This window comes from Endozoicomonas sp. ALC020, from assembly GCF_049275935.1.
Lineage (GTDB): Bacteria > Pseudomonadota > Gammaproteobacteria > Pseudomonadales > Endozoicomonadaceae > Endozoicomonas_A.
The window spans coordinates 4,447,042-4,462,551 of sequence record NZ_CP184830.1; the positions used below are offsets into that span (position 1 = coordinate 4,447,042).

The following is a 15,510-nucleotide window of genomic DNA, read 5'->3' on the forward strand; positions in this document are numbered from 1 at the left end:
TGTGAAAAACTCAAAATAATAATCTTTCGGCTTTTCTTTGCTAAATACTAATGACTGTCCGAAGATTTTCTCCTTTCGATCGGTGAGAAAATCCAAGCATCCCCTGGTATGGGTTGCCACTGGTACAAAAGTTCTCAGCCTCTGGTATGGGCTGGCAAGAACGCTGAGCAAGCAGCCTCCGGTACAGGTTGCCACTGAAGATGAACATAATGCCAATGGCGGCAAAAGCCCTGGCGGCAAAAAATTAAGGAATATCTCCTCATGCCTGTAATTACGCTTCCCGACGGCAGCAAGCGCGAATTTGCTGACGCCGTTTCTGTCATGGAAGTGGCCCAGGATATTGGTCCGGGCCTGGCCAAGGCGACTCTGGCGGGTCGTATTAACGGTGAGCTGGTAGATGCCAGTGCCAAAATCACCGATGACTCTGAGCTGGCTATTATCACTTCCCGTGACGAAGAAGGTGTTGAGGTGATCCGTCACTCAACGGCTCACCTGCTGGCAATGGCCACTCAGGATCTGTACCCCGGTGCCCAGGTCACTATTGGTCCCGTGATTGATAATGGCTTCTATTATGACTTCTCCTATGAGCGGGCATTTAACCTCGAAGACCTGGAGAAGATTGAAAAGCGCATGGCTGAGCTGGCAAAGCAGGATCTGGGGATTGAGCGAGTGGTGATGACCCGTGACGAAGCCATCAGTGCTTTCAAAGCCATGGGTGAAGAGTACAAGGTCGAGATCATTAATGACCTGCCGAAAAATGAAGTGATTTCTGTTTACCGTCAGGGTGAGTGGATGGATCTTTGCCGTGGCCCACATGTTCCCTCAACAGGTAAGCTGAAAGCCTTCAAACTGATGCGTGTGGCCGGTGCTTACTGGCGTGGTGATTCCAGCAACGAAATGCTGACCCGTATCTATGGAACGGCCTGGGAAGACAAGAAAGCCCTGAAAGCTTACCTGCAGCGTCTGGAAGAAGCGGAGAAGCGTGATCACCGTAAATTGGGTAAGAAGCTGGACCTGTTCCATATGCAGGAAGAAGCACCGGGCATGGTGTTTTGGCACCCCAATGGCTGGGCCATCTATCAGGAACTGGAACAGTACATGCGTAAAAAGCAGATTATGCATGGCTACAAAGAGATCAGAACGCCTCAGCTGGTGGATCGCTCCCTCTGGGAAAAATCCGGTCACTGGGACAAGTTTCAGGACGACATGTTCACCACCAATTCGGAAGAGCGTGATATTGCTGTTAAGCCCATGAACTGCCCGTGTCACGTCCAGGTCTTCAATCAGGGGCTGAAAAGCTACCGTGATCTGCCGCTGCGACTGGCGGAATTTGGTTCCTGCCATCGTAACGAGCCATCTGGTGCGCTTCATGGAATCATGCGTGTCCGTGGCTTTGTTCAGGACGATGCCCATATTTTCGCAACAGAAGATCAGATTCAGTCGGAAGTGGCTGCTTTTATTGATTTCCTCCATGAGGTGTATGAGGATTTTGGCTTCAGTCGTGAAAACATGCTTTACAAACTGTCTACGCGTCCTGAAAAGCGCGTGGGTTCTGATGAAATCTGGGATAAAGCCGAAAAAGCCCTGGCCGATGCTCTGGATGCACAGGCGCTGCCATGGGAAGAACTACCGGGTGAAGGTGCTTTCTACGGACCAAAAATCGAATTTTCCCTGAAAGACTGCATTGGCCGGGTGTGGCAGTGTGGTACGATTCAGGTGGATTTCTCGATGCCGGGCCGTCTGGGTGCTGAATATGTCGATGAAAGCGGTGAACGCAAAACACCGGTCATGCTCCACAGAGCGATTCTGGGGTCGTTTGAGCGGTTCATCGGCATACTCATTGAACACTATGAAGGGGCCATGCCGCCATGGTTGGCTCCCAAGCAGGTTGCCATCCTCAACATTACTGACAGACAGGCTTCTTATGCGGTAGAACTGGAAAAAATGTTGATGGAAAAGGGAGTTAGGGTAAAAGCGGACTTGAGAAACGAGAAGATCGGCTTTAAAATCCGCGAGCATACCTTAAATAAGGTGCCTTATTTGCTGGTTATTGGCGATAAGGAAATGGAAAACAGAACCGTTGCTGTGCGTACCCGCACAGGTGAAGACCTGGGTACCATGCCTGTAGAGGCATTCAAGGAGCGCCTTGCAGCGGATATCAGCAAGCGTGGCCGTACTGCGTAATTAATCTGTAACGGGCTTGTCGATCTTGATGTTAAACGTCGACGAGCCCTTTCGCACAGGCTGCCTTTACAGGAGATACACCCATCAGACGTAACAGCTTCCGCGATCGTCGCCCGCAGAAGGCGCCGATTAATGAGAATATCCGTGCCAAAGAAGTCCGTCTAATAGGAGCCGATGGCTCTCAGGTAGGGGTGGTCGATACCCGTGACGCTTTGTCCATGGCCCAGGAAGCAGGGCTGGATCTGGTTGAAATTAATGCAACCAGCGAACCCCCAGTCTGTAAGATCCTTGACTACGGCAAGCATCAGTACGAGCAAAAGAAGCAGAAAGCCGCAGCCAAGAAGAAACAGGTTCAGACCCAGGTGAAAGAAGTCAAGTTTCGCCCGGGCACAGAGGAAGGGGATTACCAGGTAAAACTGCGCAACCTGGTACGTTTCCTGACAGAGGGCAACAAGGCGAAGGTTTCTCTTCGTTATCGTGGTCGTGAGATGGCTCACCAGCAGCTGGGCATGGAACTGATGAACCGGGTTGAAAAAGATCTGGAAGAGATTGGTACCGTTGAACAGCGTCCAAAGATGGAAGGTCGTCAACTGATCATGGTTATTGCCCCGAAAAAGAAGAAGTGATTTGAGTATGAAAAACCGGTCACTGCCTCAGTGGCCGGTTTTTCATGTCCTGGATGAGGCTTTTCTACACAGAAAATTTTCTCCCGGATTAAACGACAGTCGCTTTTATTTTTAATATCCCGACACCTCATGGCCCTGAAACGGGCGCCGCTTTCCAAGATGAGAAGGGGTAGGTGGTCGCGAATGCGGAGTGCTTTTTCATGCCAAAAATGAAAACCAACAGTGGTGCCGCCAAGCGTTTCAAAAAAACGGCCAGCGGTTACAAGCGTAAGGGTGCTTTCAAGAGTCACATCCTGACCAAAATGACCACCAAGCGTAAGCGTCAGCTGCGTGGTACCTCCATGGTAACACCTGCTGACCAGGGCCTCGTTAAGCGTATGCTGCGCGACTAATCGCTTTATAGATCATTTTTTTCGGAGATATAGCTCATGGCACGTGTAAAACGTGGTGTAATCGCGCGCAAGCGTCACAAGAAAGTTCTCAAGGCCGCCAAAGGTTACTACGGAGCACGTTCACGTGTATTTCGCGTAGCCAAACAGGCTGTAACCAAAGCTGGTCAGTATGCTTACCGCGATCGTCGTCAGCGTAAACGTCAGTTCCGTGCTTTGTGGATTGCCCGTATCAACGCCGGTGCGCGCACCAACGGTCTGTCTTACAGTCGTTTCATCGCGGGTCTGAAAAAGTCTGCGATCGAAATCGACCGTAAGGTTCTGGCTGATCTGGCTGTGCACGACAAGGCTGTTTTCGGTCAGCTGGTTGAAAAGGCTAAAGCTTCTCTGGCTTGAGTCTGATTCATATCAGCCTTTAACGGGGTTATGGTTTTCCATAACCCCGTTTTATGTGTTGGGTCAGAATCAGGCGGTGCGTTTGGAGTGACGCTCCCGGTTTTCCAGTTTTTTTCTTTCACTCTTTCTTAGCACCACATACAGCGCCGCAGAACCGCCATGAAACTTTAATGCGGTATGAAAGCAGAGTACCTGGTCCATTTCCCGCAGCCAGGTGTTGACGTAGCTTTTAATGATGGCCGGGGGATTAGTGTTCAGGCCCCGGCCATGATTGATAATGAGTGAGCGAAGCTCGTGTTGCTGACAGTCGTTGATGAAGTCAAAAACTGCTTTTCGAGCCTCAGCCGCTGTGTGATTATGCAGGTCGAGTCTGGCTTCAATGTCGTATTTGCCCAGTCTCATTTTCTTGAAAACACCTTCCTGAACACCGGAGCGTTTATATTCCAGGTGATCGTAAGGCTGGACTCTTTTCGGGTTATCCAGAGATAAAAAATTAGGGTCATTCAGCTCAGCCTGGGCTGCCTTCCTTCTCAGGGCCTGACCGGGAGTCGCTGTCTGATGTTTCTTGAGGTTCGCTTTGGTGCTGCTTTTCAGGGGAGCTACTCCCTCCATTTCCTGGAGGAACAGATCCTGGTCGTCGTAACTCATGGCTTTGTACTTGTCGTAGAACGGTCAGAGGTGCTCGACGGTCTGGAAGTTTGACGTTTGGATACACCTCAATGAATTTTGATAGTACCTGTTTTTGTGTATCCGGAGAACTATAGCTGCTTTAAGCGACTTTTTCCCTAAACCTGAATTCAGAGGAAATTCGTTTTTTCATAATTCAAGGCATACATAGCAACAGGTTTTCCTATGACTTTATTTTGGAAAAACCTGTCATGCTTTTCCAGATTCAATACGTACTCGTTTTCCACAGGTTGGTAGTGGATGACATCGGCGGCCTGCCGTTTTTCCTTGTCCAGAGAGTTGATAATATGGCTGCTCATGTATTCACTGGAAAAGCATCTGGCAGGTAAAACCTTATCTTGTGAAACCGCTGCGTAAGCCGCCTGAGCCCCGCCTTTTTCGTAGCCCGATAATTTCAGAGTCCAGCCTTTAAAGGCACTGTTTTTCTTCATCAGGTTCTGAACCTGCTTAGTGAGCTTGCTGGCTTGCTGGTAACTTTCAGGCACAGTTTTTCGCCTTGCGTTTCTCAGATTTCGTACCCAGCGGATGAGAGTGAATGCTTTTTTGAACCTTCCAGTATGAGAAAGCTCATCCGGTTTTTTCAGGGCGTCCCAGCTGCCAAAAACAATGCGAACTTCGGGAGGACTGGTTTTGGGGTTACGAAGAATATAGGCAGTGAGCCCGGTTTTCTTGTCGAACACACAGCCTTCGGATCCTTTGGTGGATAATCCGGCTGCTTTGCCAGCATACAGGGCGAGACGGCGGTCAGTATCCCAGGACTTAAGTTCATTCAGGATCTTTTTGTCTTTTAATCCCCAGCCGTCTATGGACTTTTCGTAAGGGTAAGCGGCAATCCTTGCCTCAACAGCCATAGCTTCACCCATTCGCCAGTTATTTCTGGGAGTACCTTTATCCGGAGTCAGAGTTCCTACGTGATGCTGCCAGGGGTTGGTCAATGATGCAAAATTTCCAATATAACCCGGAGGTGAGTTTGTCATTGGTTTGAGCTTGGGCTTTTGAGTATCTTCACTTCTACTGTTTGCTTCTGCGTATCTACTTGCAGATAAACCTGCTCCAAAGAAGACTCCTCTCATTGTGCTATCCCTCCAGAAGGTGATGAGTCGTAAGCAAGCTCCTGCTCTTCTTCTGTCAGTTCCCGGGTTAATGTGTTGGCGAGCTCTATGAAGCCAAGCACCAGGTTATTGAAAGTCTCATGGGTCAGACTGCCGACAGGGTGACTGGTCATAAGGTGCAAACCTATTCCATCCTGGTCCGTATAAAACCAGGCACCTTTGAGCTTGTCTGGGGCTCCGTTGAGAGACAACAGCTGCATTGCTCTGGCGGCCTGTAGCTCAGGATCTGTTGGCATGGTTGTCAGCATACGGTGCAGCAGTAACAGATCACTGTTCTCAGGTAACTCTATGATCACTGCGATCTCATTGTGCTCGTCTACCAGAGCGCAGGTGTTGTCTTCTGTGGTCAGGTCATGACCAATATGTTCACCAAAGTCCTTTAAAAACTCTTTAAATTGTTCGTAAGGCTCAATCATAGCCGGGCTCTCCATAGCAAATCATTAGTGTTTGGTTCGGCTTGGATAAATGAAATTGAAGGGTTTGGCGGAAGAGCTATGTATCATCAGGCTGTCAGAGCCTGTCTTAATGACCAGGCCCGACAATCAGATCATGAGATGACTTGGGTTAGTGGCTATAACTGCGGTCCCAATCCTTCCAGACCGGTTCCAGACCTTTTGATTTAATCGCAGCTGCAACCACTTCAGGACGACGGTTGTCGTCGATGGCGAACTGTTCCAGAGATTCCACGGCACCATTGGCATAACCGCCAGGTTGAGTGCTTGAGAAAGCGCTCATGGCGGTAATACCCAGAGGCAATACATTGTCTCTGAACGATTCCGACTCTCGAGTGGACAGTGACAGTTCCGCTTCCGGTTTAAACAGGCGGTAAGCACAGATCAGCTGTACCAGTTGTCTGTCTGAAATGACGGAAACGGGCTGGAATTCACCTTCGCAGGGGCGCAGTCTGGGAAAAGAGATGGAGTAACGGGTTTTCCAGTAGGTCTTTTCCAGGTAGTCGAGGTGTGCGGCGACCATGGCAGAGTCTGTACGCCAGTCTTCCAGACCAATCAGGGCGCCCACACCAATTTTGTCGATGCCTGCTCTGCCGAGTCTGTCAGCGGTTTCCAGACGATAGTCGAAATCCATCTTGCTGCCTCGCAGGTGGTATTTCCCGTAGGCCGGGCGATTGTAAGTCTCCTGGTAAACCAGCACGGCGTCCAGCCCCAGCGCCATCAACTCTTCGTATTCGCTCTGTTCCAGAGGTTGTACTTCCAGCGTAATGTGGGAAAAGTGCAATCTGACTTTGTCCAGTACGGTTTTGAAATATTCGGTGCCCACCGTGCCCTGGGCTTCGCCAGTCACCAGCAGGATATGATCAAACCCCATGGCTTTGATGGCTTTCAGTTCCCGGTCCAGCTCTTCCGTGCTCAGGGTTTTGCGTCGAATTTTGTTGTCAAGGCTGAAACCACAGTAGGTACAGATGTTGGTGCACTTGTTGGACAGGTATAAGGGAATGTACATCTGAACTGTATTGCCAAAACGCTGGCGGGTGAGTGCCATGCTTTTCTGTGCCATCTGTTCCAGGTAAGGTTCAGCCGCTGGGGAGATGAGCGACAGAAACTGATCATGGGCCAGTCTGCCGGTGGACAGGGCATGTTCGACATCCGCAGCGGTTTTGCTGAGGATGCTCATCCTGATTTCATCCCAGTTTAACTGGTTAAACGTGTCTACAAATGACATTAAAAGTCTTCCAGAAATGCAGTCAGTGGGCTGCTTGCCTGAGCCTGGTGCGAACGTATTCCGAGGCCAGCCTCGTAGGCTCGTCTGCCAGCTGTCACGGCTTCCCTGAAAGCAATACCCATGGCTACCGGGTCATTTGAAACAGCAATGGCTGTATTCACCAGCACGGCGTCAGCTCCGATTTCCATCGCTTTAGCGGCGTCGGAAGGGCTGCCAATACCGGCATCTACAACCACAGGGACCTGGCTCTGCTCGATAATGATGTTCAGAAACGCCTCGGTTTTCAGGCCCAGGTTGCTGCCAATGGGTGCCCCGAGAGGCATAACCGCAGCGGCACCCGCTTCTTCCAGTCTCTTGCACAAGACCGGGTCAGCGTGAACATAAGGTAGAACAACAAATCCCAGTTCGACAAGTTCTTCGCAGGCTTTTAGTGTTTCGATGGGGTCAGGCAGCAAATATTTGGGGTCCGGGTGAATTTCCAGTTTTAGCCAGTTGGTCTGCAGGGCTTCTCTGGCCAGCTGGGCTGCATACACGGCTTCTTTGGCGTTGCGGGCACCGGAAGTATTGGGCAGCAGGTTAACACCTGCTTCAATCAGGGGTGAGAGAATATCATCCTGATCATTATTCAGGTCCACTCGCTTAAGTGCCATGGTCACCAGTTCGCTCTGTGAAGCCCTGATGGCTTCAGCCATGGTCTGGCTGTTATTGAATTTCCCGGTACCGGTAAACAGGCGAGAATGGAAGGTTTTATCAGCAATGGTCAGCATACCAGCCCTGTAGTTCGATAAATTGTCGGTCATTCCAAGTGCGATTTCTGCGCGCTATCAGCCACCTGCGGTAGCCTTGATCAGGGTGATACGGTCACCTTCTTCTACTTTTCTGCGGGGCCATTGGGAGCGACTGACGATCTCTTGATTGACCGCAAGTGCCACGCTCTTTTCAGCCTGATTGATCTGTTCCAGCAGCTGCTCGAGCGTCAGAGGGGCCTCAAAGCTCAGGGGCTGGTCATTAACAAAAAATTGCATAGATCATTCTGGGAGGTTTTGAAAACAGGGGGGAAGTTTAAAGCAAATTCTTCTCCGGATAAATGGTGGGCAGTCAGGAGCCGTTCTTGTGATCTCGGTCAGCCTTTTTGAGCGGCGTAGCGAGACTTGCCATGGCAGGGCTTATGGGCTAGTGGATAGGGTCAGAGACGAGAATATTGAACTTAAAACTGAAAAATAGGTTAAACAGTTTACATATATGCAATGACTTGAGGTTGTATATGGTTTTCAGAAAAATAGTAACCGCTTTAGCTTTTCTGGCTGCATCGGTATGTTATGCGGATTCATCGGTATGTTACCCTGATTCACTAATAATTGTTAAGACAAACAGCTTGCCGTTATCGGATTCATTTAAGGCTTACATTGAGCATAACCTGCCACAGGCTTTGAATAAAAGATGTTCTACTCCAGAACGTGTTTCTGCGTTAATTCGAAATGAATTGTTTTCAAATGGTTATGTTGCAACACCGGAGGATGCTGTTTTTTCGGTGCAGTATATCTTCGATAAAAAATTTTCTGGGAATCAACTGATTACTTCGGACGCCTGGTCATCAACAATAAAAGTTTTTAGCACTTATCATGAGCAGATAGACTGTGGAGCAGGCTTGGGAGTCGAGGAAAAAGACTATTTATCAATGAGCCAGCGTAAGCTTTCTCGCTTTGTTAGTGCATTAAACAGAGAATTGAATGGCTATGAGCTAGGAATTGGGTTGTTTTTTATATTGGTTCAGCCAAGCTCGCAGTTCCCGGGAAAAAAGAATATATTTCATTGCGATGTCCTTTATTCAAAACACAGGTAGATGGAAGGTTTTAAATCACAGCAACGTCACTGCCCTGGCTGAAGTTGAGTCAGCTGCCAATGCCGCTGACCTGGACCAGGTCGGGCAAGGCTCCTTGGCAAAAAAGGCGAGCTTGATCAAAAGGTTAGGTCTGACCTGATGCGATATTTAGTAGATCATGTTTCAAGTTCCTGAAACGGGCACCTCCATTTGGCAATGAACTAAATCATTTTCTGGTTGTCAAAAGTGTTAAGACGATAGTTTCAGTATCATATAACTCGCACGTTCTCTTGAGATGACCTGAAATACTGTCAGGCAGAACTGAACAGGCTGACTAAATGAGCTGACTTCAAGAAGGTATTAACAGCAAGCATAAGTGAATGGAGGATAAGAAATATGGATATTAAACCTGAAGGCTCTCACCCCGGCACATATTTTCAGCCCAGAGCAGAGGATGTTAAATTTATTAGAACGGATTGTAACGAAAGTTCCACGAGAAAGTTTTCGTTTAACCCCTCAAGGTGTGTATCACCTGTGCGATTTGATTCTTCAGATTCGCAAGCTTTAACCGCAATCGATATCGAACGCGAAGAGAAACCGATACATAAAGCTGTTTTGTCCAGGCGCGTATCATCTTTGCAATCAGGCGATGAGAAGAAATCAGTTTCAAATAATGTCTCGGACGACGATACTGCTACTTTGAACGATCATCTCAACTCTATACGTCAGATAACCCCCACTTACAAACCCTTTCCGAAAAGTCACAGCACTAAGTCTGTGGCTGAGCAGTTCGCCGAGAATACAATTGACTGGCTCCAGCTCAGTAACACATCCTACGCTGATCGGGACTCAGTTGAGACAAGCTTTCAGCGTCGAGTGGAAGATTCTGAAGCAGGAGAAGAATCATTTCAGGATGATTTTTGTATCAAGAAATATCGGACCCAAGTAGAAAAAAAACGTCTGGGTGTTTTTTATCCTGAGGATTATCGGACTCACGAACTTCCCGGTCTGTCAAAAAGTTCATACCTCGGGAAGCACTCACTGCCGGAATATTTTGACATAACGAACAAGTATAACTTTGTAGCAATGGATAATGGCTATAAACCAAGTGAGTGTCTGAATGCTTTTTTTCATGGCCCCACCATTGCAGACTGTGCAACGACCCTTTCGGCCTGTCAGTATCGGGCCATTGAAACCATCATTGGCACCGACGAATTCGACCGCATCTTTGGTGCACCGATCTCAAAGTTCAGAATTCCAGTCACCCTTTTCGGTCACATGTCCCAGGTTATTGGATGCTTCACAAAGGGTGAATATGTCAATCGGATCAAGTACAGCAACCCTCTCCATTGTCTGTTTGAGTATCTCGAGTTTTACAAAGGTTCAGGGAGCAATGGGCAGTCAGAGCTGAAAATAAAAAAGGGTGATATCCTCTATATTCAGGGCGTAGAAGGCTACGATTTGAAGCACGCAACTGGTGATGCTGTCGGTTTTAATCTGGTATGCACCGGGCAAAACAGCAGCGGACAGAATCTCTATCTGGGGTTTGGTCCGGGTGAATTTGTTGAACCGAAAACCTACGAGCAGGTCAAAAAAATACTGATTGATGGCTACAATAGACCACAGAGTCCTGAGACAATCCTTGCCATTAAAGAAGGGAAATCAAGCTATAAAGATTGGACCGACGATATCCTGCCCTATGATCACCCTATTGGTGGCATCACTATCGTGGCTCGATTTAATACTGTGACCTGGGAAAATTTTTTGTCCGAGTGCGATCAAGTCTGGCACCGTCAACCGCTTTTGTCTGTCACTCGGGCTATGAAACCAAAGCCGGTGCACCAGGTGTCACGTTTCCATACTGAAAATCTTGATGCTGATATAGATCAATTCGAACCCCGCTCAACACAGCAGGAACTGATGCATGAGACGGCCCTGAAGTTCACGCGTGCTGTGATTAATAATCAGGGTGGAGCCTCGTATAAAAAGCCCATGGGACTATTCCTGACCGGATCACCGGGACTAGGAAAAACACATCTTTGTGTAGCAGTTACCAAAAAAGCAGCCGACTATGGTGTCAACACCCTGTATCTAGACGCAGATAAGGCAGGCGAACTGTATCAGTGCTTCCAGGGTAATGAATGGGATAGCAAGATCGAGGAAATGCTTGCCGGTAAAGATTTGGTGGTAATCGATGATGCTAACGGCGGTCACTTTAGCAAACAACTTCTGGCAAAAACAATGAAACATGTGATGACTGCCAAGAAAGCTATCATGGTCAGTTCAAATCATCATATTCCTGTCAAAGCTGAATTCCTTGGCGATATCGAGCCCTTAACCAGGTGTGCCCATAATTTTCTTTACCTTAGTGGTTTGCAGGGAGACAGTTGTCGTTCCCAATGGTGGCAAAGCCCTGACGTACAGGCTGCTGATGCACTAGCGCAACTGGGTCAGTATCAAGGCCGCAATGCTGCAGGAGTGATCACTGAGCACGCCGTACCAATAGAGGAAATGGCCAGAGTACTCAGTATTCCAGCTGATCGGATCCGCCAGGTGGGCCCTCCCGAATTACCTGGAACAGAATTTGTAAGCCAGGATTTCCATTTCAGCCATTTATCCAAAACGGAGCATCAGGCTGTTTTTATGGAGTGTAATTTTACTGTTAGTAGTACTTGGATAGAGCAGTTCTTAAATGTTGTTCAGAAAGTACACGACGAAGGCTTGAAGCTGGTAGTGAAAACCAATGACCGCACATTATTCTTGGAAGCTGTAATGGATTATTTAAAATTTCTTCAACTTCTAAATGGGGAGGTTCGTATCAGAGAGCGGCTAGAGCATATGTTCCCGGACTTTGCGGAATCCGGACTGCAGGAGCAGCCTGACAGACTTAAGCGTCCTTAGCGAAGATTGCGATAAATTGAGGATAAAAATTTCTGATTCCGAGGAGAATAGCGAGCTATTTGACGAGGGAGCAGGAATTTTCAGACCGATTTATCGCAGTACCGTTATGAATGTCAGGGCTTTCCTGTACTGGTGAAATCCGTCCTGCAAGTAAATCTATTCAAACCTTTCCTCAACCGCTAGAATTGGCGGTTTATTTTCTCTACGCATCGGTTATCAGGAATCCCATGGAGAATCTGGAAACACTTGTTTCACCTATAGTCGTCTCTGCACTGGCTGAAGTTGAGTCAGCTGCCAATGCCACTGATCTGGACCATGTTCGGGTGCGGTTTCTTGGCAAAAAAGGCGAGCTGACCCAGCTGTTGAAAGGTCTGGGCAAACTGTCTCCGGAAGAACGTCCGAAGGCGGGCGGCTTTATTAACGAAGCCAAGCAGCAGGTTCAGGCCGCCCTGGATGTGAAACGTGAAGGTCTGGAAAAAGTGGCTCTGGAAGCTCGCCTGGCCAGTGAAACCATTGATGTCACCCTGTCCGGCCGTAGCCAGAACCTGGGGACGGTGCACCCTGTTACCCGCACCATGGAGCGTATCACCGATTACTTCGGCAACATCGGCTTTGAAGTGGCCCAGGGGCCGGAAATCGAAGACGATTACCACAACTTCGAAGCGTTGAATATTCCCGGTCATCACCCGGCCCGTGCCATGCACGATACTTTTTACTTCAATGACAACACCGTTCTGAGAACCCACACCTCTCCGGTTCAGGTTCGTGTCATGGAGGCCCTGAGCAAGGCCGGTGAGAAACCTCCTATTGCCATTGTTTGCCCGGGCAAGGTTTACCGTTGCGATTCCGACCAGACTCACAGCCCGATGTTTCATCAGGTCGAAGGTCTTTATGTGGCAGAGAAAGTCAGTTTTGCTGACCTGAAGAGTGTTCTCAGTGACTTTCTGAGGGTGTTCTTTGAGCGTGACGACTTGAAAGTCCGCTTCCGTCCGTCCTACTTCCCGTTCACTGAGCCTTCAGCAGAAGTGGACATTGAATGGGGACGCAATGAAGACGGTTCCATCAAGTGGCTGGAGGTTCTGGGCTGCGGTATGGTCCACCCGAAAGTGTTTGAATACTCCGGTATTGATACCAGCAAGTACACAGGCTTTGCCTTCGGTCTGGGGGTTGAGCGTTTTGCCATGCTCCGTTACGGCGTAAACGATTTACGTCAGTTTTTCGATAATGACCTGCGCTTCCTGAGCCAGTTCAATTAACGGTTTGCGGCGATCAGATCGAATAACGGAGTTGAGAAAAGTCTATGAAATTCAGTGAACAATGGTTACGTCAGTGGGTTGCCCTGGAAGCGGACACTCAGGAGCTGGTAGATAAGATCACCATGGCTGGCCTGGAAGTGGACGACGTTGACCCGGTAGCAGGCGAGTTTTCCGGTGTGGTTGTGGGTGAAATTGTTGCCTGTGAACAACACCCGGATGCTGACAAATTGCGTGTCACTCGTGTCAGTACTGGTTCAGAAGAGTTCCAGGTGGTTTGTGGTGCGCCTAATGCCCGTGTGGGTATTCGTGTACCTTTTGCAACAGTCGGTTCCGTTCTGCCGGGCAATTTCAAAATCAAGAAAGCCAAACTGCGTGGTGTTGAATCTTTTGGCATGCTTTGTGCGGAAGAAGAGTTGGGTATGGCTGAATCTTCAGACGGCCTGATGGAGCTGCCAGCGGATGCTACTGTGGGTCAGGATATCCGAGAGTACCTGAGCCTGGATGACAGGATTATTGATGTTGACCTGACGCCAAACCGGGGTGACTGTTTGAGCATTGCGGGTCTGGCCCGGGAAGTCAGTGCGAACTTCCTGGCTGACGTCAGCGAAGTTCAGGTTGAGCCGGTAGCTCCGACCATTGATGATACTTTTAAGGTGGTTGTTGAATCCAGGGAAGGGGCGCCACGATTTCTGACCCGTATCCTGAAAGATGTTGATGTCACTCAACCTACCCCTTTGTGGATGGTTGAGCGCCTGCGTCGTTCCGGTATTCGTTCCATTGATCCCGTTGTTGATGTGACCGCTTATGTCATGCTGGAACTGGGTCAGCCTATGCACGGTTATGATCTGGATACCCTGAAGGGTTCCCTGATTGTTCGCATGGCCCATGAGCAGGAGAAGCTGGTTCTGCTGGACGGACAGGAAGTCATTATGAATACCGGGACTCTGGTCATTGCCGATGAGCAGCAGGCTCTGGGTATTGCCGGTGTGATGGGCGGAGAAGGCTCTGGTGTCTCACAAACTACCCGTAACGTCCTGCTGGAAGCGGCTTTCTTTGATCCCATTACCATTGCCGGTAAGGCCCGTTCCTACGGACTGCACACCGATGCTTCCCACCGCTTTGAGCGTGGTGTGGACTTCCAGTTGCAGCGTAAGGCCATTGAGAGAGCAACCGCCCTGATTCTGGAAATCTGCGGTGGTCAGCCAGGTCCTGTTGCTGAGGCAGTGAGCGAAGACAAGCTGCCTGAACTGAGCACAGTCAAGCTGAGAGCTGAAAAAGTGGCTTCTCTGCTGGGCATTACCATCGAGAATGACCTGATTGAAGCTCTGCTGACACGACTGGGTCTGGAGATGAGTTCTATTGCCGAGGGTGAGTGGTCCGTTTCTGTGCCAAGCTGGCGCTTTGATATCTCTATAGAAGAAGACCTGGTGGAAGAACTGGGTCGTATCTACGGTTATGAACGACTGCCAGAAACCATCCCAACGGCTCTGTTAAAGCTTAAGCAAGTGGATGAAAACAGAGTTAAAGAAGGGGATATTCGTCGTATTCTGGTCGCTCGTGGCTATCAGGAAGCGGTCTCCTTCAGCTTTATTGACCCGAAGTTGCATCAGCTGTTTGATCCCGGGCGTGAGCCTGTGGTTCTGGCGAACCCCATCGCCAGCGATCTTTCTGTCATGCGAACATCTCTGCTACCGGGCCTGGTTAAAACAGTCAGCTACAACCTGAATCGTCAGCAGAGCCGTGTTCGTCTGTTTGAAACCGGTCAGACGTTCGTTCGTGAAGGCGACTCTCTGAGGCAGGAAAATCAGATTGCTGCCGTGATTACAGGCAGTCGCTACCCTGAAAGCTGGGCGATTAAAGCGGAGCCCGCAGACTTCTACGACCTGAAAGGGGATGTGGAAGCTCTGCTGGAACTGGGTGGTGCTGCAGGGGAGTTCCGTTTTGAAAACAGCAGCCACGATGCCATGCACCCAGGTCAGTGTGCAGCGCTGGTTCGTGATGGCAAGGTGGTCGGTCATATAGGCGCTCTGCACCCAAGTCTGACGAAAAAGTTGGAGGTGAATGATGCGCTGATCATGTTTGAGGCAAGTCTGGAAGCGATGAGCCTGGGCAAAGTAACAGAGTTCACACCGCTGTCAAAGTTCCCTGAAGTTCGTCGTGACCTGGCCTTGCTTGTCAAGCAGGAAGTGGCGGCTGACAGTCTGAACCAGGTCATTCGGGAAGAAGCCTCTGAGCTGTTGAAAGATGTTCGTATTTTCGACGTTTATGCCGGAAAAGGCATTGCGGAAGGTCATAAGAGTCTTGCTTTGGGCTTGACCTTGCAGCACGCTTCCCGCACTCTAAAAGACGAAGAAGTTAATCAAGTGATTGACAGCATCGTAAGTCGGCTGGGATCGGAATTTGGTGCCAGTCTCCGAAGCTAATCAGCCAATGCAAGCGCTCTGTATCGGGCCTGTT

At 49.3% G+C, this 15,510-nt stretch carries 14 protein-coding genes; 8 read left to right on the plus strand and 6 right to left on the minus strand.

Annotation, left to right across the window (positions count from 1 at the left end):
* The first annotated feature begins 261 nt into the window (after nt 1-261).
* The 4 genes from thrS to rplT all read left to right on the plus strand — a co-directional run bounded on the left by thrS (nt 262) and on the right by rplT (nt 3,595).
* Nucleotides 262-2,184 (plus strand): threonine--tRNA ligase, encoded by a 1,923-nt coding sequence (gene thrS, locus ACOJUO_RS16990; RefSeq protein ID WP_422133191.1) that lies wholly within the window; start codon nt 262-264, stop codon nt 2,182-2,184.
* A gap of 83 nt (nt 2,185-2,267) precedes the next feature.
* Nucleotides 2,268-2,810, plus strand: coding sequence for a translation initiation factor IF-3 (infC, locus tag ACOJUO_RS16995; protein WP_252180580.1), 543 nt, complete (start codon nt 2,268-2,270; stop codon nt 2,808-2,810).
* Between the two features lie 200 nt (nt 2,811-3,010).
* Nucleotides 3,011-3,202: a 50S ribosomal protein L35 gene (gene rpmI, locus ACOJUO_RS17000; protein ID WP_034837404.1), complete on the plus strand. Its 192-nt coding sequence runs from the start codon at nt 3,011-3,013 to the stop codon at nt 3,200-3,202.
* Nucleotides 3,203-3,238: 36 nt separating this feature from the next.
* Complete coding sequence (gene rplT / locus ACOJUO_RS17005; RefSeq protein ID WP_257254376.1) at nt 3,239-3,595, plus strand: 50S ribosomal protein L20; 357 nt, start codon at nt 3,239-3,241, stop codon at nt 3,593-3,595.
* Between the two features lie 69 nt (nt 3,596-3,664).
* On the opposite strand, the gene smrA is transcribed toward rplT, so the two are convergent.
* The 6 genes from smrA to thiS form a co-directional block, all read right to left on the minus strand.
* Nucleotides 3,665-4,243 carry a DNA endonuclease SmrA gene (gene smrA / locus ACOJUO_RS17010; protein ID WP_422133192.1) on the minus strand — a complete coding sequence of 193 codons (579 nt, stop codon included), beginning with the start codon at nt 4,241-4,243 and terminating at the stop codon, nt 3,665-3,667.
* 149 nt (nt 4,244-4,392) lie between these two features.
* Nucleotides 4,393-5,259: a hypothetical protein gene (locus ACOJUO_RS17015; protein ID WP_422137597.1), complete on the minus strand. Its 867-nt coding sequence runs from the start codon at nt 5,257-5,259 to the stop codon at nt 4,393-4,395.
* A 92-nt stretch (nt 5,260-5,351) separates the two neighbouring features.
* Nucleotides 5,352-5,810 (minus strand): type III secretion system chaperone, encoded by a 459-nt coding sequence (locus ACOJUO_RS17020; protein ID WP_422137598.1) that lies wholly within the window; start codon nt 5,808-5,810, stop codon nt 5,352-5,354.
* A 148-nt stretch (nt 5,811-5,958) separates the two neighbouring features.
* On the minus strand, nt 5,959-7,074 hold the full coding sequence (gene thiH / locus ACOJUO_RS17025) for a 2-iminoacetate synthase ThiH (protein WP_422133195.1): 1,116 nt from the start codon (nt 7,072-7,074) through the stop codon (nt 5,959-5,961).
* The gene (locus ACOJUO_RS17030; protein ID WP_422137088.1) at nt 7,074-7,841 is read right to left on the minus strand and encodes a thiazole synthase; all 768 of its coding nucleotides are present in this window, start codon (nt 7,839-7,841) and stop codon (nt 7,074-7,076) included. Before ACOJUO_RS17030 ends, thiH begins: the two co-directional genes overlap by 1 nt.
* Nucleotides 7,842-7,898: 57 nt before the next feature.
* Complete coding sequence (thiS, locus tag ACOJUO_RS17035) at nt 7,899-8,099, minus strand: sulfur carrier protein ThiS (RefSeq protein WP_422137599.1); 201 nt, start codon at nt 8,097-8,099, stop codon at nt 7,899-7,901.
* Nucleotides 8,100-8,338: 239 nt separating this feature from the next.
* Here thiS and ACOJUO_RS17040 point away from each other — a divergent pair, with 239 nt between their 5' ends.
* The 4 genes from ACOJUO_RS17040 to pheT all read left to right on the plus strand — a co-directional run bounded on the left by ACOJUO_RS17040 (nt 8,339) and on the right by pheT (nt 15,476).
* A complete protein-coding gene (locus ACOJUO_RS17040) occupies nt 8,339-8,917 on the plus strand; it encodes a hypothetical protein (protein WP_422137600.1) in 579 nt (192 codons plus the stop codon).
* 375 nt (nt 8,918-9,292) lie between these two features.
* A complete protein-coding gene (locus tag ACOJUO_RS17045; protein WP_422137601.1) occupies nt 9,293-11,797 on the plus strand; it encodes an ATP-binding protein in 2,505 nt (834 codons plus the stop codon).
* 227 nt (nt 11,798-12,024) lie between these two features.
* Complete coding sequence (pheS, locus tag ACOJUO_RS17050; protein ID WP_422137602.1) at nt 12,025-13,053, plus strand: phenylalanine--tRNA ligase subunit alpha; 1,029 nt, start codon at nt 12,025-12,027, stop codon at nt 13,051-13,053.
* A gap of 44 nt (nt 13,054-13,097) precedes the next feature.
* Entirely contained in the window at nt 13,098-15,476 is a 2,379-nt protein-coding gene (gene pheT / locus ACOJUO_RS17055; RefSeq protein ID WP_422137603.1) for a phenylalanine--tRNA ligase subunit beta, read from the plus strand.
* The last annotated feature ends 34 nt before the right edge of the window (nt 15,477-15,510 follow it).

Bases quoted from the DNA above. Each gene is read 5' to 3' on its own strand.
- thrS (WP_422133191.1), top strand. From the start codon at position 262: ATGCCTGTAATTACGCTTCCCGACGGCAGCAAGCGCGAATTTGCTGAC.
- rpmI (WP_034837404.1), top strand. From the start codon at position 3,011: ATGCCAAAAATGAAAACCAACAGTGGTGCCGCCAAGCGTTTCAAAAAA.
- rplT (WP_257254376.1), top strand. From the start codon at position 3,239: ATGGCACGTGTAAAACGTGGTGTAATCGCGCGCAAGCGTCACAAGAAA.
- smrA (WP_422133192.1), bottom strand. From the start codon at position 4,243: ATGAGTTACGACGACCAGGATCTGTTCCTCCAGGAAATGGAGGGAGTA.
- ACOJUO_RS17015 (WP_422137597.1), bottom strand. From the start codon at position 5,259: ATGACAAACTCACCTCCGGGTTATATTGGAAATTTTGCATCATTGACC.
- ACOJUO_RS17020 (WP_422137598.1), bottom strand. From the start codon at position 5,810: ATGATTGAGCCTTACGAACAATTTAAAGAGTTTTTAAAGGACTTTGGT.
- thiH (WP_422133195.1), bottom strand. From the start codon at position 7,074: ATGTCATTTGTAGACACGTTTAACCAGTTAAACTGGGATGAAATCAGG.
- ACOJUO_RS17030 (WP_422137088.1), bottom strand. From the start codon at position 7,841: ATGCTGACCATTGCTGATAAAACCTTCCATTCTCGCCTGTTTACCGGT.
- thiS (WP_422137599.1), bottom strand. From the start codon at position 8,099: ATGCAATTTTTTGTTAATGACCAGCCCCTGAGCTTTGAGGCCCCTCTG.
- ACOJUO_RS17040 (WP_422137600.1), top strand. From the start codon at position 8,339: ATGGTTTTCAGAAAAATAGTAACCGCTTTAGCTTTTCTGGCTGCATCG.
- ACOJUO_RS17045 (WP_422137601.1), top strand. From the start codon at position 9,293: ATGGATATTAAACCTGAAGGCTCTCACCCCGGCACATATTTTCAGCCC.
- pheS (WP_422137602.1), top strand. From the start codon at position 12,025: ATGGAGAATCTGGAAACACTTGTTTCACCTATAGTCGTCTCTGCACTG.
- pheT (WP_422137603.1), top strand. From the start codon at position 13,098: ATGAAATTCAGTGAACAATGGTTACGTCAGTGGGTTGCCCTGGAAGCG.